Origin of the sequence: Lewinella sp., assembly GCF_050633125.1 — a bacterium.
In the GTDB taxonomy this organism is placed as follows: Bacteria; Bacteroidota; Bacteroidia; order Chitinophagales; family Saprospiraceae; genus Lewinella.
In genome coordinates, this window is sequence record NZ_JBOEFX010000102.1 from 98,788 (window position 1) to 123,821 (window position 25,034).

The following is a 25,034-nucleotide window of genomic DNA, read 5'->3' on the forward strand; positions in this document are numbered from 1 at the left end:
AAATATAACAATAAGTACGAAAAGAAAGTTGGTTACCCCCCAATCGTGGCCATGCTTTCCCGAGCATTGGGGTCATTGTTTTGGCGGCCTTCTGCTTCCCAGCCGTCTTTGGCCCGGTGTTGGAGTGCAGAGGTGAAGGCATCTGCCAATTGATCATTAGTAGCACCCGCCCGCATGAGATCGCGAATACTGAGCACTCCCTGGTCGTAAAGGCATGTTTTTAGCAGACCTTTCGGCGTGACTCGGATACGGTTGCAACTGCCGCAAAAAGTGCGAGAATAGGCAGCGATGACCCCCACCGTACCTTGGTGACCAGGTATACGGTAATTATAAGAAGTACTGCCAGGAGGGTCGGTCAGTTTTTCCAAAGCAGGGTAAGCAGAACGAATATGTTCCGTTATTCTACGATGATCCCAGGGCAGTTTTTGATAATGAGCGGTGTCGCCATTAAAGGGCATCTCTTCGATAAAGCGGACGCTGACGGGGTATTTCTTGGTGAGCGCTACCATGGGCAAAATATCTTCAATATTCTGCTGGTCCATCACAACGGCATTCAGTTTGGTATCAATGCCGTGTGCTACAAGTGCTTCGAAGGTGCGCCAAACTTCCGGCAGACTATCCCGCCGAGTAATCTCGTGAAAACGCTGCCGGTCTAAAGTGTCAATACTAAGGTTGACGGAATGAATACCGATTTGTTTGAGTTCCGGAACATGCTGTTCGGTAAGTGTACCGTTGGTGGTGAGGTTGATCTGCTTCAGGCCATCGATCTTGCTGATGGTCCGTAAAAAAGGCATGAAATCTTTGCGCAAAAAAGGTTCACCACCCGTTAAACGTATTTTTTCAATCCCCAGAGGTACAAGTACTTGTACTACACGAAGCATTTCTTCGTAAGAGAGAAGCTGTGTCCGGGCAACATAATTGATACCTTCCTCCGGCATGCAATAAAAGCAGCGAAGGTTGCAACGATCAGTAACTGCTAAGCGCAGGTAATTGATCTGCCGGCTATGGTTATCAAACAGTTGCCCGGGCATAGATTAGATTAGAATGGCAAATCATCATCCGCTGCTACAGTAGGTTCGTCACCTGCGGCAGGGAAGAAGTTTTCTTCACCAGCTGATGCAGACGGTGCTGTGGCTGCGGCAGGTGCTTCAATACGCCAAGCATTAAGATTGGTGAAGTATTTCTCGTTCCATTCCCGTCCACGAAGGTCGAAATGTACTTTGATTTCCTGACCTTCTTCATAAGGATCAAGTAAAGCACAACGGTCTTGTGTCAGCTGTAATTTAATGTATTGAGGGTAATTTCCACTTTCCATCAACACCACGAATTCCCGTGCCTGAAAGCTGTCTGTTTTGTTTTCAGTTGGGTATTTCTTGTGGAGTTTTCCGGTTAATTCATAAGACATATCGATAATAATATTTAGTTTCAATTGAGGAAGCCAAAGGCTTAAAAATAAGGCATGGTTTACCTTAATCTCCAAAGGTAAAAAAAGCGGATGAAAAGCTACTGCTTCCATCCGCTAAATAAGGATTTACTACTCGTCTTTTAAAAAGGAACGAAAATGTGCGTTGCTTGGCCCGGAAATAGATCCGGGCCATAGCAACACACTTAGCGAACCAATATAACTTCACCTTGCTGGACAACATCTACTACTTGTCCACACAAGTTTATTTTTGCTTTTAATTGCCAGATGTAAACACCCTGCGCTGCGCGACGCCCATTGTTGACACCATCCCATTCGTCATCACCTTGCTGGGCATCAAAAATCATGCTGCCCCAACGATCAAAAATCTGAAAGTCGATATCATCAATCTGCACATCTTGGCCAGGATAAACCTTAAAGGTGTCGTTGGCTCCATCATTATTAGGAGAGAATGCATTCGGAACATAAATAAGCGAGCCTTCTGGTGATTTTTCTGCTTCTATCGTCACAGGCAGACTTACTGTTTCACAGCCATTACTTACCTCCAGGTACAATGTCCCCGGAGTGCTTACTTGCCGGCCAAGGGTCGTAATGCCGTCGCTCCACTGGAAAAGAAGGAAGCCATCGTCACCGCTTACTATTTCCGGCAGTAATTGAACGGCTGCACTATCACACGGCAGTATCATGTCAGAGACATTGACAACAAGACTAGGGGATGCATCCACCGCAAAGCTTTCAAGGTATTGGCAACCATTGGCGTCTTCGACAATAAGGTCATAAGCACCAGCTTCAAGATTCGTAAATGCAGCTTGAGCTTGGAAGTCACCATCGTCAAGTGCATAAACAAAAGGTGCAGCGCCACTGTTCGGTGCCACCGTGAGGGTGCCCGTTGGTAGCCCTTGGCAACTTTCTTCTGTACTCAGGGCAAAGCTTGCTTCGGGAGAAGCCACCACCTGAAGCTGAACAATAGAATCACAACCTACACTATTAGTGAAGGTGATGAGTTCGTCGGTACCGATGGGGTATTCTACTCCAGCATAGCTGTAGGTTTCTCCGGCACAAATCTCTACGCCGAAAATTTCGGAAGTACTTGGTGATTCCACCACCTGAAGCTGAACGATAGAATCACAACCTACACTGTTGGTGAAGGTGATGAGTTCGTCAGTACCGATGGGGTATTCCGCTCCAGCATAGCTGTAGGTTTCTCCGGCACAAACCTCTACGCCGAAAACTTCGGAAGTGCTTGGTAGCGCTGTTACAGTAAAGGTAAACGTAGAATCGCAACCCTGAGCAGAGGTAGTTTGAACGGTATTGCTACTACCTATGGCATAAGGCTGGCCTTGGAATATGTAATCCTCACCCGGACAAATACTGGCAACGAAGGAGGTGTCAAAATTGCAATCTTGTATCAATAACCAGTTAATAACAACCTCCTGATCACACCCCATAAAAGTAGTGTCAATAGACGCTATTTGCGGCACCCAGCTTGCAGGGACGGTCATTTCGTCAATCGAGAGGGTATAGTCATCTTCAGGAACATTCACGAATCCATAAGTACCATCAAGTGGGGTAATAATGGCATCTTGTAGCCCCATATTACCGGATAATTCAACTTCAATGTCGCCCGCTAAGCTATCTGCTGCGTCGATCATGTCGTTGTTATTCATATCGTAGTAAACATTGCCAAATAATGTACCAAAACCAGGAAGAAGATCAATGTTTAAAGGATTACTTGTTTGTACACAGCCATTGATATCCTCCATCTCCAAAGTGTAACTACCGCTTTGATCTACAATCAAATTAGGGATCGTTCCATCAGGAGCTGGAATCAAGGTGCCATCCAGGTACCATTGGTAGCTGATAACGTCAGGTATCGTTGGCAAACAAAGGGTATCTGGCGCACAGCGCGTATGACAACCATTAGGTACCAAGCTAATGTCTGGCCCCTCTAGCACTTCGGTGACTTCGCTTTCATTGCGGCAGCCATAAATATTGACGGAAGTAACATAGTATTCGCCAGCTTGATCTGTGGTGATACTCGATCCAGTGTCACCACTACTCCAGAAGTAGATAACGTTGGCCTGAGGGTTGCTAACAGAAATGGTAGCGGCAGTGCCTGCACAAAGTGCATCGTTGCCTGCGTCCAAAACAGGAACATCTGGTGTTGGATGAACAATGATCACAAATCCTTCGGTAGCACTACAACCGGTGCTGGTGTCCGTAACATCCATAGTGATGAGGTATTCACCAGCGGCAAGTAAGTTGCCACGATCTTCGGTGTATTCCGTATCAATACCTGTATCTCCATTTGACCATTGGTAGCTATAGCCCGCAGTCTCTTCTGTTTCCAGGAAAATGTCTTCACCAAAACATACGTACAAGGTATCGTAAGTAAAGGCCGTAGGTTGATTAAAATCATTATAAGTGACAGAGCGGATCGGGCTTTGTGGCGCCGGAATAATATCTACCAAAACAGGCTGAGGACTGTAAGTACAACCATCGTCATCGGTAAGTACTACACTATAAGCTGCGGCTTCGTCTACTGTAATTGCTTGAGTATCTTCGTTGGTAGACCACACCCATGAGGTAGCGCCGTTTCCTGGTGCGTTTAGGATAAGTTCGTCCCCTTCACACAAGGTCGAAGTGCCCGGTGGGTCAATCTCCCCGCTTAGGGTGTTGGGTATGATCGCAATGGTACGATCAAAGGTGTTGACACAGCCATAAATGCTGGTTGCTTCCAAGGTTACCATGTAATTGCCTGGAGTGGCAAAAAGATGATAAGAGTCAAATAAGGTAGAGGTGTTAGCATCACCACTGCTGGCTTCACCAAAATTCCACATTACTTCAGAGACAGTGGCTTCTACATCAGCATTGAATTCGATGGCTGTTAACGCACAACTCACATCAGGTTCCAAGAAATTGGTAAATGGCAAGGGGTAGATACTGACCGTTTTGGTAATGGTCGTACTACAGCCCTGATCGGTTGTAGTGGTTAAACTCACTTGATAGTCACCACCACCGCTGAAGATATGTATCGGGTCTTTATCAGTAGAGGTATTATCTATGCCACTAGTAGGGTCGCCAAAGTCCCAACTCCAGCTAGTAATGATCGCTAAATCCAGAAAAGTAGTAAGATCATAAAACTGAACGGGTGCACCTGGACAAACGCCATCGTACTCAAAGTCAGCGACGGCAAAAACAGTATCCGGAAGGATTTCCCGACATAATACCGAACCACCCATTCCATCGTCATAGAGTGCTCCCATTAGTACCCGATAGAAACCAGGCTTGGTGTACTGGTGGGTCACGTTGACACCTGAACCACTATTAGCAGCACCACTGTCTGGATCATCGAAGTTCCAGAAAACACTACCAGGAATACTCCCCATGGCAATCGCCGTGTAAGCGCGGTCGTCACAAGAGCCGTTGTCCATTGAAGTAAACGTGTGGCCTGGGTTATTACAGCCGGCACCACCACCTGTACAACGAATGTCTGTACAGTTATCTTCTACACTAATGGTATTAGAAGAAAAAGCACACCCGTTTTCATCAATGATGTCTACATGGTAGGCTCCAAAAGCAGTGGCGGTGTAGTTAGAGCCGGTTTCTCCGGCAAGGGGCGCTCCATTTTGGTACCATTGGTAGGTGTAACCATCCTCGGTATTTACTGCATATAAGCGACTTAATGGAGGAACGTTACAGAAAAGCGTAAAGTCAGGCGTACTGATGCTAATATTAGATTCCGGGAATTCGTAAATTTGGAAGGTTGTACGTCCTACACAACCGATGGCGTCAGTTACTTCTAGTCGGTAATAGCCTCCCGACAGGTCTGGTGTTGGACTAGTAGAGAGCTCCAAACCTTCCGCATCTTGCCAAGAGTAGGTGGCAAAAGCAGCCGTTGTACTTACCGGGGCTGTAACACCAGGACAAATGGAAGCCGGATGGTTAACGACCGGCTGAGGGGGCGCGTTTACGGTTACCATAAAGGTTTCCTGTTGTCCACAAATGTCGAGGGTTACGGTTGCTGGTCCGGCACTATGCCAAAGGATTTCAACATCTGCGGCACTGGGGTCACCGGTAATGGTGCCGGCACTTGCGGGCTGAATAGCCCAATCGTAAAATACATCACCAGTTTGGTCGCTGGTATAAGCTGCCAACTGATCCATACATACCTGGTCATCTCCGCTGATGGCAAAACTACTTACAGCACCAATAGAGAGAGAGGTTGCCGCAGAAGCACAAAATAATGGAGGAGAAAGGCGGATAACACTCAGTTCATAAGGCCCTCCTGCATTCCAAATCACAGCAATAGAAGCTCCTTCTCTGTTGGTTATTGTACCTGCGTTATTGATCGTCCAGCGATAGCGTTCTCCGTCGATGGGGTTCGCTATATTATAGGTATAGGCAATGCCTGCACAAATTTCTGTTTGTCCGTTGATGGTAGCAACTGCCGCTGGTTGAGCAATTACTTTTACGGCCATTTCTGCCAAAAGTGTACAGTAGTCAGCAGGGTTTTGGGGCGTAGCCATCAACGTGAAATCACCAGCGCCAAAATCCCAGTCGACAGGGAAAGAACTTCCCGCGCCAGGACTCGTCCAGACAGTGGTACCATCGGAGGCAAGGACACTGAAGTTAGCAGGGAAACCCACATTGGTTTGAGTATTGATCACAGCATAGTCTGTACTGCTATTTTCACAAACCTCTATTTCACCCGTAAGGTAAAATTCAGGGCGTACAAACACATCCATCTGGGCACTGCCGCCACATTCGAGATAACAATTTGTATAGTCGACACTTACGGTTTGTGCACCAGTAGGGATTGGCCCATCAGACCATTCGATGGTTACACTGGGCGTGCCTTGCCCGTCAATAATCGTTCCAAACGAAGTGACACTCCAGTTGAATTCCGTGCCTTCAAAAGGAGGGACGGTGTATACGGTTTGATCGCCTCGGCAAACTTGTGCTGGGCCTTCAATCGTAGTGCTACTGGAAATAATGGGGACTTGGAGATAAGCGGCCTCGGTACAGTCACTGAGGTCGGGGCAGCCATCTGTTTGTAATGTAATTTCGCCAATAGGGCCAGCGCCCCATTGGATCGTGATAAAATCATCCGCTGGTCCGCCACCGTCGAGAATACTGCCATTGGCGCTGATGGTCCAGTCGTAACTACTACAACCAGTATTGGCAGTATAAGTGACGGAAGTGCCTTCACAAATAGTGGCAACACAGTCTACAAAGGGCGCGTCATTGCCTTCTACGATGACGGTAAGTCTGCTGGTATCTGCACATTCACAGCCAGCGCTGGTGATAAGCTCGACCTCGAAGGTACCCGCAGCGTTGTAGGTGTGTTGTGGGTTGGGGAGCGAGGAGCCGCCACCATCGCCAAAATCCCACAGGTAAGCATCGGCTTCTGTAGCTTCGCTGGTAAAGAACACGGTTTGGCCTTCGCAAATCTCCAACAAGCCATTGGAACTTACAGGAGGCTGGGTAGTGAAATCGGCTGGCGGTGGAGGGATAACATCGAAACAAACATCAACGCTGGAAAAAACATCACAACCGTTATCACTGAAATACCAATAGGAGAAGGTTGCCCGGCCGGGGCCTTCTTCGTCCCAAAGGATAGAAATCGTACTGGAAGGAGGTGAGCCAATGATGACTGCGCCGGTGTTGCCGTCAAAGGGGACTACGTTGCCGTTGCCGTCAACTATTTCAATAGGGGAAGGCGTTCCTGAAAAACTTAAAGAAGAGGAAGTGTTTCCCATTACTGTGAAACAAAACTCTAACAAAGTGCTGTTGTCACTAAGCGTGACTCCGTTGGCAAGAAGATCGTTCCAGTTAAGGGTAATCGATCCTGGAAAAGGGTTGCCAACAGAAGACGAATTGAAAGCTAGGAGGTTGTTGTTGAAATTTTGGGCGCTTCCAAATTGAAGAATAGAAGCATTGTAATTAATGCTAAGTGACACCCCCTGGATATTGTCAAAATTATTGACCGTCAAAGGCACACAAACCGTCTGCCCTGGCGATGCATACACTTCGGCAAGATTGAAATTACTATCATCAGTATTCACCGTAGGAATGATGGTACCATTAGTAACCGACCACTGCCCCTGACTGAGGTCTACTTGGCTAGTGCTCCCATTTGGGGTCGAGACAAGGATGTTGTCCATGCTGAGGGTAGAGGTCGAACCTACGCATACTTCATAACACTCCTCCAGGCCACCTGGTAGGTTGATGGCAAAAGAATCTTGTTCGCAATCGGTAATATGCTGGCCATAGGCTTCCCCGAAGGGGTCGAAGAAATCTTCTACATAAAAATTGGTTTGCCCGGCAGCTATCACATCCATTCCTCCAGGCCCACTTACAACCAGGTAAACAGTGTACACACCGGGAGGTAGCGGTATATTGATTGGTCCGTTACATAAATCGAAGGTAAACAACCCAATTCCTTCCTGTTCGCTCCATAAGATGCCATTATCCGGAGAGGTACCATCATAGATAGACCAATGGTAACTAAGGTTGGGGTCTTGAGGGAACTCTACAAACCACTGTCCACACTGGTCGGGACAAAGGAACTCATCACCGTATACAAAGGCAGTTTCTTGTGCTTGCAGGCTACTTAAAGGAAGTGCTACAAAGAGCGTAAAGATGGTTAGTATAGATAATAAATGTCGGTGCATGGGATTCATAATGTTGAGGGGTTAGTGATTTTTGACAATAAAGTACCTAGCCTTGCTGATGTGCAAAGGTAGCTTGTACTAATCCCAAAACGTGTTGATTAAGCAGGAAATATGGGAGCTGTTGTTGCTCCGGTTACAGCACTAAGACCCAATGAGTCTTTTAATCGCTGCCTGAATGAGAAAAAAGGGCGAACGAAAAAGGGGGTGATACTGTTGATATTTAGTACTTTTGCGCCGATTTTACTGGGCTTTGGCCGGTAAATAAAAAACAAAATTTATGTTTCCGGAGTATGATGTCATCGTGGTTGGAGCAGGGCATGCGGGATGCGAAGCAGCAGTAGCCGCCGCCAATATGGGCGCGCGCGTAATGCTGGCGACGATGAATATGAATACCATTGCCCAAATGTCGTGCAATCCTGCTATGGGCGGAGTGGCCAAAGGGCAGATTGTGCGTGAAATTGATGCACTGGGTGGCTATTCAGGTATTGTCACCGACCATACGGCAGTGCAGTTCCGGATGCTTAACAAATCCAAAGGCCCTGCCATGTGGAGTCCACGTGCCCAGAGTGATCGGATGTTGTTTGCAGGCAAGTGGCGCGAAATGCTGGAAGCTCACGAGAATATCGATTTTTGGCAAGAGATGGTCACCGGTATCGTGGTTAAAGGCGAGCGAGTAGTAGGTGTGCGTACCGGAATTGGGCTGGAAATACCTGGCAAAGCGGTGGTGTTGACGAATGGTACTTTCCTAAACGGATTGATCCACATCGGCGAAAAACAATTTGGCGGCGGTCGTGCCGGCGAACGCGCTTCTACCGGAATTACAGAACAATTACGAGAGCTTGGCTTTGAAGCTGGCCGCATGAAAACGGGTACCCCTCCACGGATTGATGGCCGCAGCCTGGATTACTCCAAAATGGAAGTTCAGCTCGGTGATGAAAACCCCGTAGGTTTTAGCTACACAGATACGCCAACGCTGACCAAGCAGTTGCCTTGTCACATTACTTATACCAGCAAAGAAGTACACGAAACCTTGAAAACGGGCTTTGATCGTTCGCCCATGTTCAATGGCCGTATCCGTGGCCTGGGCCCACGCTATTGCCCCTCGATTGAAGATAAAATCGACCGCTTCGCGGATCGTGATCGCCACCAGCTATTTGTAGAACCAGAAGGTTGGAGTACTTGTGAAATTTACGTCAATGGCTTCAGCTCTTCGCTGCCAGAGGATGTGCAGTACAGTGCTTTACGCAAAGTACCTGGCTTTGAAAACATGAAGATGTTTCGGCCCGGTTACGCCATCGAGTACGACTTTTTTCAGCCCACACAGCTGCGTGCATCTTTGGAAACTCGCCTCGTGAAGAATCTCTTTTTTGCAGGCCAGATCAATGGAACCACAGGCTACGAAGAAGCAGGCAGCCAAGGCTTAATGGCCGGCATCAATGCCTACCTGGCAGTGAAAGACGAAGAGCCTTTTGTACTAAAACGCTCGGATGCCTACATCGGCGTTTTGATTGATGATTTGATCAATAAAGGCACGGAAGAACCTTACCGGATGTTTACCTCGCGTGCTGAATACCGTATTTTGCTACGGCAAGATAATGCCGATCTGCGCCTCACGCCACTGGCAGCCAAAATTGGCATGAACCACCTAGAGGAGCGCATGGAAAGGGTGACGCACAAACAAGAAGCTACCGCAGCCATTGAAAAATTGTTAAGTAACTACAGCATTGTACCGGAATTGATCAACCCATATCTGGAAAGTATCGGTTCTTCACCGCTGAAGCAAAGCGTAAAATTGAATACGGTGCTGCTGCGCCCCAATGTATCGCTGGTAGATATTTGCGCCAATGTTCCCGCTTTCGCGCAGGAGCTGGAGCAATACGACAGCGAATCCCGCGAGCTGGCAGAGATCAACATGAAGTACGAGGGGTACATTCGCCGCGAGCAGGAGATGGTCGACAAAATGAACCGCCTGGAATCGGTGCGCTTATACGAAAATATCGACTACCATACGCTTTCCTCTCTCAGCAAGGAAGCCCGTACCAAGCTCACCCAACTCAAGCCACGCACCATCGGTCAAGCCAGTCGTATCAGCGGGGTTAGCCCCTCCGATATTTCGGTGTTGCTGGTGCACATGGGGCGGTAGTTTTTAAGTCGGAAGTATTAGGATAACCGTAGACAAGAGGGTAGGGAATGATACTTCCACCCTTCCTGGGTTAAAATAATTGCATTACAACATGGACTACGTGTAAGGTCACCCCTTCGAGAGTAGCACTTATTTAGCACTCAACACAGCTAAAAACCAACAACTTGCAAACCTTACTTCACACCAAACAAGCGCTAATTCCGAAAGGATGAACAAACACTAGACTGCAACGGCAGCCATCAAAAATCTGGAACTGTTTTACTCTTTCTCTTCGCTCAGCTGCTGCTTTACATTTGCTAAATTCTTCTCAAACAATTCGAGGTCTCTGTCCTGGTTTTCTTTCGCGATATCGACGGCCCTTTGATAATTTTTAAGGGAAGCGGCTAGATCGCCACGCATCATCAATGCCTCTCCATAACTATCGAATACATTGGCGGAATTGGGGTGAAGAAGTGTGTTTGCTCTAAATATAGATTCCGCTATTAGAGGCTTTTTATACTCTAGCAAATATTCGTAGCCCATTATATTTATATCTCCTTCGCCTAAGAGGCCAACCTCTCGACAAATCGTTAACTGCTCAAGAATTTCTTCTTCTGATTGGCCTGCCGTGTAATGGTCAAGTTTGCTATTTAAATCAGCAAATAGCTGCTGATATTTTTCCTTGGTTTCAGCTCGGTAGGCTTCGGCTGCTGCTTGTGCTAGTTCGTGTGTTTTAGCTAAAGCTTCCTCAGGTGTCGTTACAATTTCGGGGACTACGCCCACTCCTTCCCAATTTGTTTTGGTAATAGGGTTAATGGCTCTGCCGACGGGAATGAAAACGTTCAAATTATCATTAATTCTCCTGGTTCCTCCGGGATTAGCGCCGCCTCCGGTGGTTTGGCCTACCAGCGTTGCCCTTTTTTGGGTCTGCATATTGTAGGAAAACTCCTCGGCACCGGAGAATGTCCTATCACTTGTTATAATAAACAGGGGTACTTCGGGCATTTTAGTACCGCCCACTTCTTCTAAGCTCCAGAACTCTTCCGTTTCATCTCCTTGTCGCCAGTACAGGCTATTTAGATGCACTTTTTGATCAAAGAAATAGCTGCATAAATACTGGACCATCCGCGGGCTACCTCCTCCATTTTTGCTAAGGTCAAAGATAACGGCATCCGTTCTTGCCATTAACTGCATTGCAGCATCAGCACTCGCTTGTGCATTTTCTAAGCCCGCAAAACCTCTTAGATCCAGGTAACCTACATTGCCTTCCAGGATTTCAACATTATTAAATCCATAGCTTCCCCTTCGAGACCTTTCTAGGCGATCAAGGCGTTCTTCGATCCTTCTTTCGGGGGTATTGGGTTGGGCTTCATAAGGTGGGTTGACCCTAATGCGCATATGCTTATCGTGGTTGATCTCTTGCACAGAGGTCGTCAAAGCTGCCGCAAATGATTCATCATCGGTGAATTGATCGAAATGGCCTGCTTTCCATTGGGCAAGGAGGTGTTCTTCCGTTTTTTTGGCCACTTCCGGGAACACGTAAAAATCATTCATTAAGCGAGAAAGGTGTTGGATAGCTTGTTCTTTGTACTTTTCCGTAAGCGATAATTCTTGAGCCGTGGAGATGCTCATTTGGAAAAACAACACGACTAATAGTAAAGACAGTCTGGATACAATTTTCATTTTATGTCGGATAATTGGTGAAGTTTAAAGTTACAAAATAAGCAAAGCCAAAGCCCTACTTACTAGAGGAGTAAAAGCTTATTGGGAAATTCCCCCAGATGAAACTCCCTGGCAAACATACAAGATGCTTACAGGCGTCTTTATGGTGTAAAACAAGTGGTGATAAGTAATAACAGCAAAGGAATACGATAAGACTATTATCCCCCCAATAACTCCAATACCGAAGGTGCCCAAAGTTTGGCGGTAAAATAATAGGTTGCCAATACAAGAAAGGCCGTTGCCAAAAAGGTTAATATAGTAGCTCCAATTTTCACAGCATCAGACTGCAAAGCTCCTCGGCGACCAATAAAAATTTCAGCGACTAGCAAATTGGGAAGGTAGAACCAGAAATCCATGAAGTAATCAAAAGGGCCACGAAACGCTGAAGTATGGCCCAGGCCATCGGTAAAAAGGAACCAAAAACCATAGTCCATTCGGTACAGCCAGGAACCAATGGCCAAGGCGAACAAGCGAATAGCCCAGGCTCGGTGTTGTTCAAAACGAGCCATCCGAGCGTAGCGAATGGTCTGTACTGCCGCCACAAACATGAGGATGCCATACAGCGCAAACGCAACGTTCATGACAGTCCCCCCAATCGTATCCTTGACCAAAATAAAGACCAACCCACCGATAGCAGTAAGCATGGCCGAAATAACGTAAAGTCGCCCCAGCCAGCGGTGTACCGCCAGATAGCGCACCCTTATACGGTCAATCAACTGGATACAGCCCAGCACTAATAGAATGCCGCCCGCCGCAAAGTGAAGCCCGATGCCCAGCGTAGCCAGGCGAGTGGAAGTATCAAATAAGCCGGGGAGGACTTTGTTCCATAACTGTGTTTCCTCCAGCAATAACGCGGCGAAGTAAAATAGAAGAATATAAAGCCCAAAAAAGGTAGCGCTGAGCCATACCGTACCCACCAGTAATTTGGTAGCAAGGCGAAAAATTTGATCTGTGCGGGAAGTAGGGGTGGAGAGCATTGGTAAAAAGAATAAGAGCGTGTTTTGTTATCACCGCTAATTTAGCTTTTCACATAGGTTAAATGCAGCAAAACACCAATAAAATGAATTTTACTTGACAGAACACAAATCAAACTGATGCAACAGGATTGACACGGTTTATTTTTCCCTGAAATCGGTTGGTTTTTCCACCTAAATTTCAAACTTCCCTACCGCCTTTTCACATCCTTCCCAATTGATTTTGATATTTGATTCATCAAACAAGAGGTCTTCGGGTGTTAATCGTTCAGGGAAACCATTCCATCCGTCCCCGGAAGGGCCAAAGAAATCGCCTGATTTCGCCCCGGGGTCCATTGCTGCTCGGATAATCCCCGTAGCTCCATCTTCTGCCGATTGTGCCATGTTCATAAACTCGGCATTAGCATCCATGCCACCAACCGCTGCACTTGTTGTAGCCAGTTCTGTTTTAGCTAAACCAGGATGTGCTAATAGTGGAATAACATTTGAAATATTGGCAGCCTCCAACTTATTCTTGAGTCCATACGTAAAAGCGGCGTTGGCCAATTTGGTCTGATGGTAACGCCCCCATCTTGGGCCTCGGAAACTGAAGTTTTCTTCTTCCGTACCATCACCTCCTAGCTGGCCACCTTTTTTCTCAAAGTACTCGCTGGCCAGCGGTGGGCCCAACCGTGCCATAGAAGAATGGTTCACGATCCGACCTTCGTCGCTTTTTCTGAGCAAAGGGAATAATTCTTTCGTGAGGAGGAAATGGGAAATGGCATTCGTTTGCATCTGTACATCATAACCATCCGGCGTTGCCTGATCGCGAAGGGCCATGACGCCTGCATTATTGATCAACACATCTACTACGTCGTAGTTGGATTTAATGGATTCTACCGCATTATTTACGCTTTCAAAACGCTGTAAGTCGCAAGTGACTTGCTCAAATTTGCCGCCAGGAACATCAGCTTTCAGTTGATTGAGCGCCTTTTCAGCGCGTTCGCTTTCGCGGTTCAGAAGGACAACGGTAGCTCCTTTCTTTGCTATTTCTTTTGCACATACATAACCGGTGCCACTCGTTGTGCCAGTGATCACGACAACTTTTCCAGTCATGTCTTGTGCATGATTTTCTAATACGCTAGCTAGGTGCTTGGTTGGTATTTGATTTGACATATTGCTTATTCTCTATTTTAGAGATCAAACAGGTACGGCTATCAGATGGTTTAGTTTGCAGTATATATCTGTGAGCATTCATAACTTCATTGGGTGTTTGTTATTTCAACAATACTAACTGGGACATCGTCTGAGCAACAAGCCAATGCTTTACATTAGGTACAATATTCACATAATCACCAGTGCGCAATTCAATTCTCTTGGCTGTTTCATCTTCGTAAATTACATGACCAGTAATGCAAAGTAAAAGGGCTGGCGTTTTGGTAATATGCTCTTTGAGAACACTATTCTCTTTAAGTTGAATGGCCGTTGCTGTACCCATTTCTCCCTTGAATAAACTTAGGGCAGAAACTGCTTTGGTTTGATTGTGCAGGTCTTTTAAGTTCATTGGAAATAAGTATTGTAGATTTGGAATGATTCCTTTAATTGGGCGATTATCTCGTCCGCTTCTTGTTGGTTCTTTGCCTTACTCAGAGCATCTACCAGCTGAATGTGTGGGTGCAGCCATTTATGTAATTCGTCATGGCTTTCTCCATTCATGGTACAGCTTTTTATCAGGCCATCGTTTTGTTCCTTTAGCCGCTTGGCCAAGGTTGCATAATCATTGCTGTCAGATTCATTTAGCATCTTTTCAGCATCCAGAATATAAGGTGTCATTTCTGCATTCACTTCCCATTTTTGGCCATTATTGAGTGTTATAACTGCATTCTCGCTGTCATTGCTATTCATGCAGCTTGTGGCAAATAGTATTACAAAAACAACTATTGATAACGTGTAAAATCTCATTGCTTATTTTTTTATAATGCTTAATAACGATTGAATTATTTCCTCTCCTTTCTGAAGAATATCAAATTGAAAATTTGCTACTCTCCACTTGTACATCTGCAGTCGCATTGATCCCATTATGATGTGCATGATGTTATCAGCGGATATCGCATTAGTGAATAATTTGTTTTCCTGACCTTCGAGTATAATTGGCTTCAGGTGCTTCATTTTCACCTGCATTATTTTAGAAATCGACTCATTTACAGACTGGCTTTCTTCCATCAACCCATCAGAAAAAACAGCCACAACGAAGTGGGGATTGCTATCAAAGAATGCAAACTGGTTCTGAAAAAGTGTAATAAACTTCTCTTCCGTTTTTCGCTCAATGCTTAATATTTCGGTATAGCGTTCATCCATATTAGATGCTAGAAAATCAAGCATCGCCAGGATGATTTTCTCCTTACTGGCAAAATGCCTATAAACAGCACTTTCAGAAAATTGCATCTCTCTAGCCAGGTTCTTAATGGTCAGCCCTCCTACACCAGCACTGGTCAGAATTTTGCCCGCAGCTCCAATGATTTCGAATTGTCTATCTGTAATTGTATTGGTCACCTTAAAAATTTCGTGTTTGTGAATGTTCACTCACATAAATATATCTGATTTTCACCTTCACTTCCAAATTTTGGCTGTGAAAAATTATTTATTCATAGTTGTAGAGAAATGTAAGAGAAAGCTACTCCCCAATTGCTGCGCTCAATTTACGCATCAGCGAATTCACCGCAGCTTCCAGTCGCTTGCGTTCAGCGATATCCGGGGCCAACAATTTATTGAAGAGGTAACCGACATTATTGAACGTAATCGCATCTGGGAAGGGGGGCGATAAAGGAACCAGATCGCCACTGGTGAGCAACATTGCATCAGCACCCGATCCGGTAGCTGCATCAGCATATCCCATTCTCAACAGCACGAAATCATCAGGCAGAGTGATGCTCGGGTCAATGTTTAATGCTGTATCATAAAAATAACCGGAGGTTTGCTCCTTTTGAAGAATTGCCAATGCCGTATCAGGCATAAAGTAGAGTGGGCCAAGGTCATAAATCGCGCCAAATATTTTCACAAGGAGTGCTGCTTGGTCTTCTGTTTCTTCAATAGTGGTTGCCAGACGAGCCTTTAGTCGACTACGATTTTGTGCGGTTAAATCCCCTGTCTCCAAGACCTCTTTCATTGCTGCTATCTTGCGAGAATTGGTTGGTATTTCAACAATAAGGCCATCCATTTTCAAGGTAAAAGCTACCTGTTCAGCCAATGCTTCTCTTGCAGCTTTTTCTGCCTGTCGATCCTGGGAAAATACGGTACAAACAACCGAAACTACCAACGCTAAGGTCAAGAAATGTCTCATTAAGGAGGGGTTTGATTTTTGTGACGGAATAATTTAGCTCCGTCAAATTGCTAAGAACTTAGTTTTCTTAAGCTGCTTGCTGCAAAAATAGGGGCTTGCCCAGCACAATCCCCCTTATTGGCTCTAAATGTGGCAAAAATTAGCCATTTTTGTAATCCTTTAGTCTTTTAAATTGCGCAAAAAAATAAATCGAGCCTTCTTTTTGGGTTTTCCAAACAGCTAATGCACTTAAAGTGAATCGCTTAATTATCTTTTTGAAAAACGTCGACTCTATTTATTTTTGTGCTGTTCCTTATAGTGAACTTTTATATAGTATTAATACCCATAAAATAAATTGAATACTCGTATGCAATCGGTAGACATCGAAGCGCTTAACCAACAGATTTACGCCGACAGTGCGATCATCGAACGAATCCAAGCGGAAACCAGTAAAGTCATTGTCGGGCAAGATCACATGATCAACCGTCTACTTCTTGGCTTACTTACCCGTGGCCACGTCTTATTGGAAGGTCTGCCAGGTTTGGCCAAGACGCTCGCGATCAAAACACTGTCGCAGGTACTCCAAGGTCAATTCAGCCGTATCCAGTTCACGCCGGATTTACTTCCTGCGGATATTGTGGGTACCATGATCTACAACCCCAGCAAGAACGACTTTTCTGTACGAAAAGGGCCTGTTTTTGCCAATTTCGTTCTCGCAGATGAGATCAACCGAGCACCAGCAAAAGTACAGAGTGCATTGTTGGAAGCCATGCAAGAACGCCAGGTAACTATCGGTAACGAAACCTTCAAACTGGAAGAACCTTTCCTCGTTTTGGCCACCCAAAACCCCATCGAGCAAGAGGGTACTTACCCACTACCAGAAGCTCAGGTGGATCGTTTTATGCTCAAGGTCAAAATTTCTTATCCTAATAAGGAAGACGAGCGCGAGATCATGCGCCGCAACTTGTACGATCTCGATTTCGGAAAAGTAAGCCCCGTAACCTCTGTAGCCGAAATCATCAAAGCACGCGAATCTGTCCGTAAAGTATACATGGACGAAAAGATCGAACGCTACATCATTGATATCGTTTTTGCTACTCGTAATCCGGAAGACTATGGCATGGCTTCGCTGAAACCTTTACTTAGTTTTGGTGGTTCGCCAAGGGCGTCAATCAACCTGGCATTAGCCGCCAAAGCCCATGCCTTTTTACAGCGCCGTGGCTTTGTGATCCCCGAAGATGTCAGAGCGGTTTGTGACGATGTCTTGCGCCATCGTATTGGACTTACTTACGAAGCGGAGGCGGAAAATATCAGCCAGGAGGATATTATTCATAAGATCTTGAATGCCGTGGAGGTGCCTTAAGGGTGCGGGGTCCGGAAACGCGCTTGGTGCGGTTTTGTGCGGGGTACGCGGTATTTTGAAGATAGTTGCTAATCAGTCATGGAAACGAGTGAATTAATCAAGAAGGTTCGTAAAATAGAGATCAAGTGTAAAGGCTTGAGCAGGCATCTATTTTCGGGAGAGTACCACAGTGCTTTCAAGGGCAGGGGTATGTCATTCAGCGAAGTGAGGGGTTACCAATATGGCGACGATGTTCGCAATATCGACTGGAATGTGACCGCCCGTACCGGCGAGCCTTACATCAAGGTCTTTGAGGAAGAACGGGAGCTGACGGTAATGCTACTGATCGACATCAGTCGTTCTTCCTATTTTGGTACCACACCACAGATGAAGAACGAGTACATCACCGAAATTTGTGCGGTGCTTGCTTTTTCAGCGATCAATAACAACGATAAGGTAGGAGTGATTTTCTTTTCGGACCGGATAGAGAAATTTGTGCCGCCTAAAAAAGGTAAAAAGCATATCCTGCGCATTATCCGTGAGCTGTTGGACATTGAGCCGGAAGGCAAAGGCACCGATATTGGCATGGCCTTGCAGTACTACAACAACGTGATCAAAAAGCGGAGTATTTGCTTTGTGCTTTCCGATTTCATGACGCAAAACTACGAATCGTCGTTGCGGATTGTCGCTCGCCGCCACGATCTAGTAGGGGTACACCTCTACGACCCGCGCGAGAAGGAACTCCCTAATGTGGGCCTCATCCGCGCGGAAGATGCCGAGACCGGTGCCCTCCGTTGGGTAGATACCGCCGACAAGCAGGTACAACAAAACTACCGGGAATGGTTTGAAAACAACTTCAACTACTTCCGCAATCAATTTCTACGTAGCGGTGCCGATACCATCAGTATTGAAACGACAGACTCTTACATTACAGCGCTCCACCAATTTTTTCAAAGAAGATCATAATGAAACGCGGTATTCATCATCTCATCGGTATTTTCTGCACGATGCTCATAGGGAGCAGTGCCTTCGGGCAGGTGAATGTCAGTATGAACCTCGACAGTGCCGTCATTTTTATTGGCGACCACCTGGGGTTGACCGTCAACATAGCGGCCCCGACTAACGCCGCCATCAAAACCATCAACTACGGCCACTGGGCCGATGCCGGAAAAGTAGAACTCCTGGATTTAGGTGATCTCAACACCATCGCTACCGAGCCTGAGCAATTGCTCCAGCAGCGCCTGGTTTTCACTACGTTTGATTCCGGTTATCATCGACTTCCTTCGCTTGAAGTGATTTATGAACTTAATGGTATTCAGGATACCGCCCGTTCGAGTAATCTAGGCCTTACTGTAGCTACCATCCCCGTCCAAGAGGAAGCCGACATCATGGCCAACAAGGACATTATCAAAGAACCTATCAATTTCGTTGATTTTATCCCTCTTGCGTTGGGGCTTCTTTTCATTGCAGTAGTTATTGGCGTTATCTGGCGAGCAAGTGCTGTACGCAAGCGCAAAGCAATGCCGCCGGCTCCGCCACCTCCACCCATTCCGGCGCACATCATTGCCCTGGAAAAACTAGACCAGCTGGAAGCTGCCGCCGTATGGAAAACCGGAGACATCAAGGGATTCCAATCAGATTTGACCTACACGCTCCGCGAATACCTGGAAAACAGATATGAACTACAAGCCCTGGAAGCAACTAGTCCGGATATCATCAAAGACTTACAACGCCTGAAGCTTGATGAGGAAGGAATACTCCGTGCTGTTTTGAATACCGCTGATATGGTAAAATTTGCCAAAGCTACTCCTGCGGAGGCCGTTCATCTCCAAGCCTTAACACAGGTCCGTTATTTTGTGACAGCCACGAAATACACTTCTCCGGTTCCTGTTCCGGACAACGAACAACTTGCAGACGTAAACGCAGAAGAGGAATGATGAACGCCTTGCAAAATATGACCTTTGCTCATCCGTGGGCATTTTTATTGCTACTATTAATACCAGCTGTGGTTTGGTGGCTCAAGCGCCAGCGCCACCAACGGCACCCTCATTTGCGGATGCCAACGCTAGCTGCTGTCGAGCACATCACCTCCTGGCGTGCGCGCTTACGGGCATTGCTCCCTTGGTTGCGAGGTCTTGCGCTGGTAGCCATGGTGGTTGCACTGGCTCGTCCGCAACTTACGCTACAGGAAGAATCAATTACAGCTGAAGGAATCGACATTGTCTTGGCTATGGACTTGTCCAGCAGTATGTTGGCCCAAGATTTCAAACCCAATCGCCTCGAAGCCAGCAAGCAGGTGGCTATAGACTTTGTGAACAAACGACCGTATGACCGTATCAGCATTGTGGCCTTTGCTGGCGAAGCCTTTACACAGTGTCCACTGACCACTGACCATGATATTGTTCGCACTTTTATAGGTGCGCTGGCCTGTGGAGCACTCGAAGATGGTACCGCCATCGGACAAGGGCTGGCTACGGCTGTCAATCGAGTGAAAGAAAGTGAAACTGCGAGTAAGATTATTATTCTACTCACCGACGGAGTCAACAATGCCGGCTATCTGCCACCAGACATGGCTGCCGATATTGCCAAAGAATTTGGGATCAAGGTCTATACCATTGGTGTGGGGTCAGAAGGGGAGGCCATCACGCCGGTGAGCAAAGATCGCTTTGGTCGCTACCGTTATGACATTGCCAGGGTAGAGATTGACGAGGCTCTACTGCAGCAAATTGCCACTAAAACCGATGGTCGTTACTTCCGAGCAACCAACCAGGAGGAGCTTCAAGGAATCTATGATTTGATTGATCAATTGGAAAAAACAGAGATAGAGACAACGGTAATCAAACGTTATCAGGAAAAATTTCGGTGGTTTGCCATGTTTGCCGCCTTCTGCCTTTTATTGGAAATGATCTTGCGGTACACCGTATTGCGAGCGATTCCTTAGGAACAGTATAAAAAATGTTGAATGTTTAAATTCGAACATAGCTATTATTTGTGGGCTTTAGCCTTACTGCCAATTCTGGTCGGTTTCTTCTTCCTTGCATGGCATTTGCGCAAGCAAGCCCTTGAACGCTTTGGTGGGCGGGAAGTAGTGAGTAGGCTGGCTCCAGGGCTCAGTCGTTATAAGCATTTGGTAAAATTTGGTTTGCTGGTTATCGCCTTTTTCTTTCTGATTATAGGCTTGGCCAACCCTCAGTGGGGAAGTAAGCGGCAGCCGGTACAACGTAAAGGGATTGATTTATTCATTGCTCTGGACATTTCCCAAAGTATGCTCACCGAAGACGTATCCCCCAGTCGCATCGAACGCGCCAAGCGTTTTGGTCAGCAATTGGTAGATAAATTGGCGAGTAATAATATTGGTGTTATCCTTTTTGCCTGCAACGCTTTTCCGGTAGCTCCTCTTACCAGTGATTACTATTTTGCAAAACTGGCCCTGACGACGGCTTCTCCCGATCAGGCAGGAGAACAAGGTACCGCGATCAGTTCTGCTATAGATTTGGCTGAGCGTTCTTTTGACCCCGAAAATGAACGTCATAAAGCGGTCATCATCATTACTGACGGTGAAGATCACGATGGGCGCGGAGCAGATAGGGCCCAGGCGGTATACGAAACAGGCACTCTGGTTTATACCGTTGGTGTAGGCAGTACCGAAGGTGGTTTTATCCCCGTAAACATCCGAGGAAGAGAAGACTACTTACGTGATGATACCGGCAATCCCGTTCGTTCCCGGCTTGATCCGGCCACCCTTGAAGAGGTAGCCAGAGCCGGTGGTGGAGCTTACTTCAACTTGGAGAAAAATGCCGAAGGGCTGGCCGAAATCTTACAGGAACGTATTGATACCATCGAAAAACGCGAATACGAACAAAGGGTATTTACCGATTACGAAAGTTATTTTCAAATATTCATTGGCATTGCTTTCCTTTTTCTATTAGTCGAGTTTCTACTGTCGTATAAAACCAGTAGCCTGAGGAAATCAAATCGCTTGAAAAAAACAGCTTAGAGACGGAAGAAAAATAACCTATACCGTTTTCGATTTTTTAAAATTTTAAAAGAAAACGGTATAGGTTATTTCCGTCAAATCACTTAGTTATGAAATTAAGATTGTTGCTTGCTTTTACGATTATTATTAGCGTTTTGAGCCTACAAGCTCAGGATGGCCACCGCAAACTGCGGGAGGGTGATCGTGCCTATGAAGAGGGTACCTATGACAAAGCTGCCGAAAGTTACCGTGCGGCCATTTCCGAAAAAAACAGTGCCCAGGGCAACTATAATCTTGGCAATGCCGCTTACCAGCAAGGCGACTACGAAGAAGCTGCTCGTCGTTTTGAAGAAGCTGCTCGCCTTGCGGGAGAGGCTAGCCAGCAAGCCCACGCCTACCACAACCTTGGCAACACCTACTACCAACAAGGAGAGTTTGACAAAGCCGCCGAAGCTTACAAAAACGCCCTTCGCCGCCAACCCAACGATCTCGAAACAAAGTTTAATTTGGCTAAAGCCATGCAGCAACAACAATTGCAGCAAGAGCAACAACAGCAGCAAGAATCTGAACCCAGCGACGAAAACGAGGAACAAGAAGAGCAGCAAGATCAACAGCAACAAGAGGGAGAGGATCAGCAGCAGCAACAAAATCAAGACCAGCAACAGCAACAAAACCAAGAAAACCAGGACCAGCAAGAAAATCAAGAGCAACAATCTTCAGAACCACAAGAAGCTAAGCCCATGACCAGGGAAGAAGCAGAACGTCAGCTTCAGTTTGCAGAAGAAGATGAAAAGAAAACCATGGAGAAAATGCAGCGCGTGCAGGGTCGTTCATGTAACTCTGATAAGAAATGGTAAGCTTGACTTGGGGCAAAGTGCCGAAAGTCAAACTAAACTCTTAATACGCTGTAATCGTTTTATTCAAAAAAAGAACTTATGCGCAACTACCTTTTGCTATCATTGCTATTTGCCTTGGGTTCCGTTTTTACCCAGGAAGCTACCTTTACGGTCAGCGTGAACAATGATTCCATTTTATTGGGGAATAGATTTTCAGTGACCTTTTCCTTAAATAATGGCCAAGGAGAGGATTTCTTTTTTCCAGAATTTACCGATTTTGTAAAAGTAGGTGGGCCCAATATGAGTTCACAAATGAATATCATGAATGGGGCGGTTAGCCAAAGTGTACAATACACTTATTTCCTGGAAGCCCACGAGGTCGGTGACTATTACATCGAACCAGCCAGCGTAAAAGTTGGCGATCGTTATTTGGAAACGCCTCCTTTTTTAGTGCGTGTTTTCCCAAACCCAGAAGGGATTATACAATCGCCATCGACACCTTCCGGTCGTAACTCTCCTTTTGGTGACGGCTTTTTTAACCAAGATTTTTTTGGACAAGACTTAGAAAACCCTGGTGGTGGTATCTTTGACCAAGACTTGCTGGGAGACGATTTTTTTCAGCAGTTTTTCCAACAATCTCCCTTTGGGCAAATGACGCCACCGGTAGATAGTCTGCAACAGGCGCAACCCAAAAAACGCAAAACGACGCGGATTTAATGGAGAATCCTTTGGTAAAAAAATATTGCATGTTAGACTCGAGGTCAAAATGGATTTCCGGTTTCCAACTCCCGGTTTCCGGCTTTGCTAAGCATACTTTTTGCTTACTGGGATTACTACTACTATTGGTAAACAGCAACGTTGCAAATGCCCAAACCGGCGAGGTCACATTTACTGCTTACGCCGATGCCAAGGAGGTTTTGCTCAATAGCTATTTTGAATTGACTTATACCCTCAAGAACGGGGAGGGCTTAAATTTCACACCTCCTAGTTTTCGAGACTTCACTGTTCTTTCTGGCCCCAACCAAGGGTTCAAAACGACCATTGTCAATGGACGGATGTCGCAAGAAAACACCATCAGCTATCGCTTGCAGCCTAAAAAAACCGGAAGATTAACCATTGCTCCTGCAAAGATCACTGTCAAAAATGCTACCCTTGAATCCCCCTCTATCCAGGTGACGGTAGTAAAAGGAAAAGCAAATGCAGACGATGGCACAGCAGAAGTATTTCTTACCGCTCGCCTTGAACAACAAGAAGCCTTTTTGGGACAGCAACTTGTACTCGATTACATACTTTCTGCTCGTGTTGACCCTCAGGGGTTAAGTGCTGTCAGTGAATCGGATTATGAGGGCTTTTTTGCACGCGAAATCCATCAATACGATACTAGAGGGATGCGGGAACTCGTCAATGGCGTACAATACAACTCGCGCATCCTTAAACGGATCGTGCTATACCCTCAGCAAACAGGCAACCTTACCATAGATCCACTATCCATCATTGTAGGCATCCCTATTCCTGGACAACGAAGCCAAGGTTTCTTTTCCAGGCCGGAGCTACGACGCGTATCTATTTCCTCAGAGCCTATCACTTTACAGGTAAAACCATTGCCTAGCCCGCGCCCTGAAAACTTCAGTGATATCACCGGAAACTTCGAACTCAGGGCCGGACTAACCCGCGCAACAATAACGACCGACGATGCCGTGAGTCTCCAACTCGTCGTAGAAGGTACTGGTGACCTGAAAAGAATTCAAGCACCTGATTTGAACCTACCCACTGAGTTTGAGGTGTATGACCCCAAAGTGCTGGAAGAAGAATATATTGATTTACCCAGCCAGATCAAAGGGCGTAAAATTTTCGAATACTTGTTGGTTCCTAAAATGCCTGGTAATTATACGTTCCAGCCCCAAGTGGTGGTCTTCAACCCAGATAGCCTGGCTTACCAAACGCTCACGGTAACTCCAATGAATCTAAAGGTGAAAGCCGGCAGCGGAGAAAAAAAATCAGGCCTAGTAGCGGAGGCAGAACAAAATCAGGGGCTTTACCCAGCCAAAGCAGGCGCTCAACTTTCACCAAAAGAAACTACTTTTTTTGGCACTTCTTTGTTTTGGATACTCTTTCTACTGCCCATTCTTGCTAGTGGTGGACTGCTCATTTACCAGCGTATCCAGGCAGCTAAACCGATGATTGACCCTATTTTGCGCAAGCAGCAACTTGCCCGAGAGCAAGCCCTCAAGAGACTGGAAGTCGCCGAACAGCATCGCCTCAAAGAAGATGCTCGCGCCTTCTACACCGAAGTCGAACGATCATTGCTAGGCTATGTGGGGGACAAACTCCAAATTCCCCGTGCCGATATGACCAAAGCCAATGTACAAGCGAAACTGGAAGAATTAGGCGCTAATTCCGACCAACAGCGTTCCTTCCAGGGGCTCATCACTAATTGTGAAATGGCACTCTATGCTGGTAAAGACAATGCTAGTGCGATGGAGGAAATCTACGGCCAAGCAGTGAGCTTGCTGTCAGAAATGGAGGAGGTTTTGGGCAGGTAGTCTACCTTGGAGCTAAATGAAATCGTTTGGGTTTGAATGCTTAAGACGTGGCTTGGACTTCAGTCCGAGCGGGGGGATGGCATGATTTTGGCCGGACTGAAGTCCAGCCTACGCTTTTCCA

General features: G+C 46.3%; 19 protein-coding genes. 9 read left to right on the forward strand and 10 right to left on the reverse strand.

Features of this window, described 5'->3' with window-relative positions:
* Positions 1 to 32: 32 nt before the first annotated feature.
* The 3 genes from moaA to ACRBG0_RS21255 all read right to left on the reverse strand — a co-directional run bounded on the left by moaA (position 33) and on the right by ACRBG0_RS21255 (position 8,109).
* Positions 33 to 1,031 carry a GTP 3',8-cyclase MoaA gene (gene moaA / locus ACRBG0_RS21245; protein WP_431488856.1) on the reverse strand — a complete coding sequence of 333 codons (999 nt, stop codon included), beginning with the start codon at positions 1,029 to 1,031 and terminating at the stop codon, positions 33 to 35.
* A gap of 8 nt (positions 1,032 to 1,039) precedes the next feature.
* Complete coding sequence (locus ACRBG0_RS21250) at positions 1,040 to 1,405, reverse strand: DUF3127 domain-containing protein (RefSeq protein ID WP_026211430.1); 366 nt, start codon at positions 1,403 to 1,405, stop codon at positions 1,040 to 1,042.
* A 203-nt stretch (positions 1,406 to 1,608) separates the two neighbouring features.
* Positions 1,609 to 8,109: a PKD domain-containing protein gene (locus ACRBG0_RS21255; protein WP_431488857.1), complete on the reverse strand. Its 6,501-nt coding sequence runs from the start codon at positions 8,107 to 8,109 to the stop codon at positions 1,609 to 1,611.
* 268 nt (positions 8,110 to 8,377) lie between these two features.
* On the opposite strand from ACRBG0_RS21255, the gene mnmG reads away from it, so the two are divergent.
* Positions 8,378 to 10,243 carry a tRNA uridine-5-carboxymethylaminomethyl(34) synthesis enzyme MnmG gene (gene mnmG / locus ACRBG0_RS21260; RefSeq protein ID WP_431488858.1) on the forward strand — a complete coding sequence of 622 codons (1,866 nt, stop codon included), beginning with the start codon at positions 8,378 to 8,380 and terminating at the stop codon, positions 10,241 to 10,243.
* Positions 10,244 to 10,501: 258 nt separating this feature from the next.
* On the opposite strand, the gene ACRBG0_RS21265 is transcribed toward mnmG, so the two are convergent.
* The 7 genes from ACRBG0_RS21265 to ACRBG0_RS21295 all read right to left on the reverse strand — a co-directional run bounded on the left by ACRBG0_RS21265 (position 10,502) and on the right by ACRBG0_RS21295 (position 16,237).
* Positions 10,502 to 11,905: a S41 family peptidase gene (locus ACRBG0_RS21265; protein WP_431488859.1), complete on the reverse strand. Its 1,404-nt coding sequence runs from the start codon at positions 11,903 to 11,905 to the stop codon at positions 10,502 to 10,504.
* 197 nt (positions 11,906 to 12,102) lie between these two features.
* Positions 12,103 to 12,921 carry a DUF2306 domain-containing protein gene (locus ACRBG0_RS21270; RefSeq protein WP_431488860.1) on the reverse strand — a complete coding sequence of 273 codons (819 nt, stop codon included), beginning with the start codon at positions 12,919 to 12,921 and terminating at the stop codon, positions 12,103 to 12,105.
* 171 nt (positions 12,922 to 13,092) lie between these two features.
* On the reverse strand, positions 13,093 to 14,073 hold the full coding sequence (locus tag ACRBG0_RS21275; RefSeq protein WP_431488861.1) for an SDR family NAD(P)-dependent oxidoreductase: 981 nt from the start codon (positions 14,071 to 14,073) through the stop codon (positions 13,093 to 13,095).
* Positions 14,074 to 14,173: 100 nt separating this feature from the next.
* Positions 14,174 to 14,461 carry a cupin domain-containing protein gene (locus tag ACRBG0_RS21280; RefSeq protein ID WP_431488862.1) on the reverse strand — a complete coding sequence of 96 codons (288 nt, stop codon included), beginning with the start codon at positions 14,459 to 14,461 and terminating at the stop codon, positions 14,174 to 14,176.
* A complete protein-coding gene (locus ACRBG0_RS21285; protein ID WP_431488863.1) occupies positions 14,458 to 14,859 on the reverse strand; it encodes a hypothetical protein in 402 nt (133 codons plus the stop codon). Before ACRBG0_RS21285 ends, ACRBG0_RS21280 begins: the two co-directional genes overlap by 4 nt.
* 3 nt (positions 14,860 to 14,862) lie before the next feature.
* Entirely contained in the window at positions 14,863 to 15,450 is a 588-nt protein-coding gene (locus ACRBG0_RS21290; RefSeq protein ID WP_431488864.1) for a TetR/AcrR family transcriptional regulator, read from the reverse strand.
* Between the two features lie 121 nt (positions 15,451 to 15,571).
* Entirely contained in the window at positions 15,572 to 16,237 is a 666-nt protein-coding gene (locus tag ACRBG0_RS21295) for a hypothetical protein (protein ID WP_431488865.1), read from the reverse strand.
* Between the two features lie 346 nt (positions 16,238 to 16,583).
* On the opposite strand from ACRBG0_RS21295, the gene ACRBG0_RS21300 reads away from it, so the two are divergent.
* The 8 genes from ACRBG0_RS21300 to ACRBG0_RS21335 all read left to right on the forward strand — a co-directional run bounded on the left by ACRBG0_RS21300 (position 16,584) and on the right by ACRBG0_RS21335 (position 24,913).
* A complete protein-coding gene (locus ACRBG0_RS21300) occupies positions 16,584 to 17,579 on the forward strand; it encodes an AAA family ATPase (protein ID WP_431488866.1) in 996 nt (331 codons plus the stop codon).
* A 78-nt stretch (positions 17,580 to 17,657) separates the two neighbouring features.
* Complete coding sequence (locus tag ACRBG0_RS21305; protein ID WP_431488867.1) at positions 17,658 to 18,524, forward strand: DUF58 domain-containing protein; 867 nt, start codon at positions 17,658 to 17,660, stop codon at positions 18,522 to 18,524.
* Entirely contained in the window at positions 18,524 to 19,495 is a 972-nt protein-coding gene (locus ACRBG0_RS21310) for a hypothetical protein (RefSeq protein ID WP_431488868.1), read from the forward strand. The genes ACRBG0_RS21305 and ACRBG0_RS21310 overlap by 1 nt, the downstream gene beginning before the upstream one ends.
* A complete protein-coding gene (locus ACRBG0_RS21315; protein WP_431488869.1) occupies positions 19,492 to 20,499 on the forward strand; it encodes a vWA domain-containing protein in 1,008 nt (335 codons plus the stop codon). The genes ACRBG0_RS21310 and ACRBG0_RS21315 overlap by 4 nt, the downstream gene beginning before the upstream one ends.
* 21 nt (positions 20,500 to 20,520) lie before the next feature.
* A complete protein-coding gene (locus tag ACRBG0_RS21320) occupies positions 20,521 to 21,555 on the forward strand; it encodes a vWA domain-containing protein (protein ID WP_431488870.1) in 1,035 nt (344 codons plus the stop codon).
* A gap of 89 nt (positions 21,556 to 21,644) precedes the next feature.
* On the forward strand, positions 21,645 to 22,391 hold the full coding sequence (locus ACRBG0_RS21325; protein ID WP_431488871.1) for a tetratricopeptide repeat protein: 747 nt from the start codon (positions 21,645 to 21,647) through the stop codon (positions 22,389 to 22,391).
* A gap of 78 nt (positions 22,392 to 22,469) precedes the next feature.
* Positions 22,470 to 23,087 (forward strand): BatD family protein, encoded by a 618-nt coding sequence (locus ACRBG0_RS21330; protein ID WP_431488872.1) that lies wholly within the window; start codon positions 22,470 to 22,472, stop codon positions 23,085 to 23,087.
* A gap of 29 nt (positions 23,088 to 23,116) precedes the next feature.
* The gene (locus ACRBG0_RS21335; RefSeq protein WP_431488873.1) at positions 23,117 to 24,913 is read left to right on the forward strand and encodes a BatD family protein; all 1,797 of its coding nucleotides are present in this window, start codon (positions 23,117 to 23,119) and stop codon (positions 24,911 to 24,913) included.
* Positions 24,914 to 25,034: the final 121 nt, after the last annotated feature.

Coding starts and splice junctions, on each gene's coding strand:
- mnmG (WP_431488858.1), top strand. CDS start 8,378: ATGTTTCCGGAGTATGATGTCATCGTGGTTGGAGCAGGGCATGCGGGA.
- ACRBG0_RS21285 (WP_431488863.1), bottom strand. CDS start 14,859: ATGAGATTTTACACGTTATCAATAGTTGTTTTTGTAATACTATTTGCC.
- ACRBG0_RS21270 (WP_431488860.1), bottom strand. CDS start 12,921: ATGCTCTCCACCCCTACTTCCCGCACAGATCAAATTTTTCGCCTTGCT.
- ACRBG0_RS21265 (WP_431488859.1), bottom strand. CDS start 11,905: ATGAAAATTGTATCCAGACTGTCTTTACTATTAGTCGTGTTGTTTTTC.
- ACRBG0_RS21280 (WP_431488862.1), bottom strand. CDS start 14,461: ATGAACTTAAAAGACCTGCACAATCAAACCAAAGCAGTTTCTGCCCTA.
- ACRBG0_RS21335 (WP_431488873.1), top strand. CDS start 23,117: ATGTTAGACTCGAGGTCAAAATGGATTTCCGGTTTCCAACTCCCGGTT.
- ACRBG0_RS21250 (WP_026211430.1), bottom strand. CDS start 1,405: ATGTCTTATGAATTAACCGGAAAACTCCACAAGAAATACCCAACTGAA.
- ACRBG0_RS21300 (WP_431488866.1), top strand. CDS start 16,584: ATGCAATCGGTAGACATCGAAGCGCTTAACCAACAGATTTACGCCGAC.
- ACRBG0_RS21275 (WP_431488861.1), bottom strand. CDS start 14,073: ATGTCAAATCAAATACCAACCAAGCACCTAGCTAGCGTATTAGAAAAT.
- ACRBG0_RS21330 (WP_431488872.1), top strand. CDS start 22,470: ATGCGCAACTACCTTTTGCTATCATTGCTATTTGCCTTGGGTTCCGTT.
- moaA (WP_431488856.1), bottom strand. CDS start 1,031: ATGCCCGGGCAACTGTTTGATAACCATAGCCGGCAGATCAATTACCTG.
- ACRBG0_RS21255 (WP_431488857.1), bottom strand. CDS start 8,109: ATGAATCCCATGCACCGACATTTATTATCTATACTAACCATCTTTACG.
- ACRBG0_RS21295 (WP_431488865.1), bottom strand. CDS start 16,237: ATGAGACATTTCTTGACCTTAGCGTTGGTAGTTTCGGTTGTTTGTACC.
- ACRBG0_RS21315 (WP_431488869.1), top strand. CDS start 19,492: ATGATGAACGCCTTGCAAAATATGACCTTTGCTCATCCGTGGGCATTT.
- ACRBG0_RS21325 (WP_431488871.1), top strand. CDS start 21,645: ATGAAATTAAGATTGTTGCTTGCTTTTACGATTATTATTAGCGTTTTG.
- ACRBG0_RS21320 (WP_431488870.1), top strand. CDS start 20,521: ATGTTTAAATTCGAACATAGCTATTATTTGTGGGCTTTAGCCTTACTG.
- ACRBG0_RS21310 (WP_431488868.1), top strand. CDS start 18,524: ATGAAACGCGGTATTCATCATCTCATCGGTATTTTCTGCACGATGCTC.
- ACRBG0_RS21305 (WP_431488867.1), top strand. CDS start 17,658: ATGGAAACGAGTGAATTAATCAAGAAGGTTCGTAAAATAGAGATCAAG.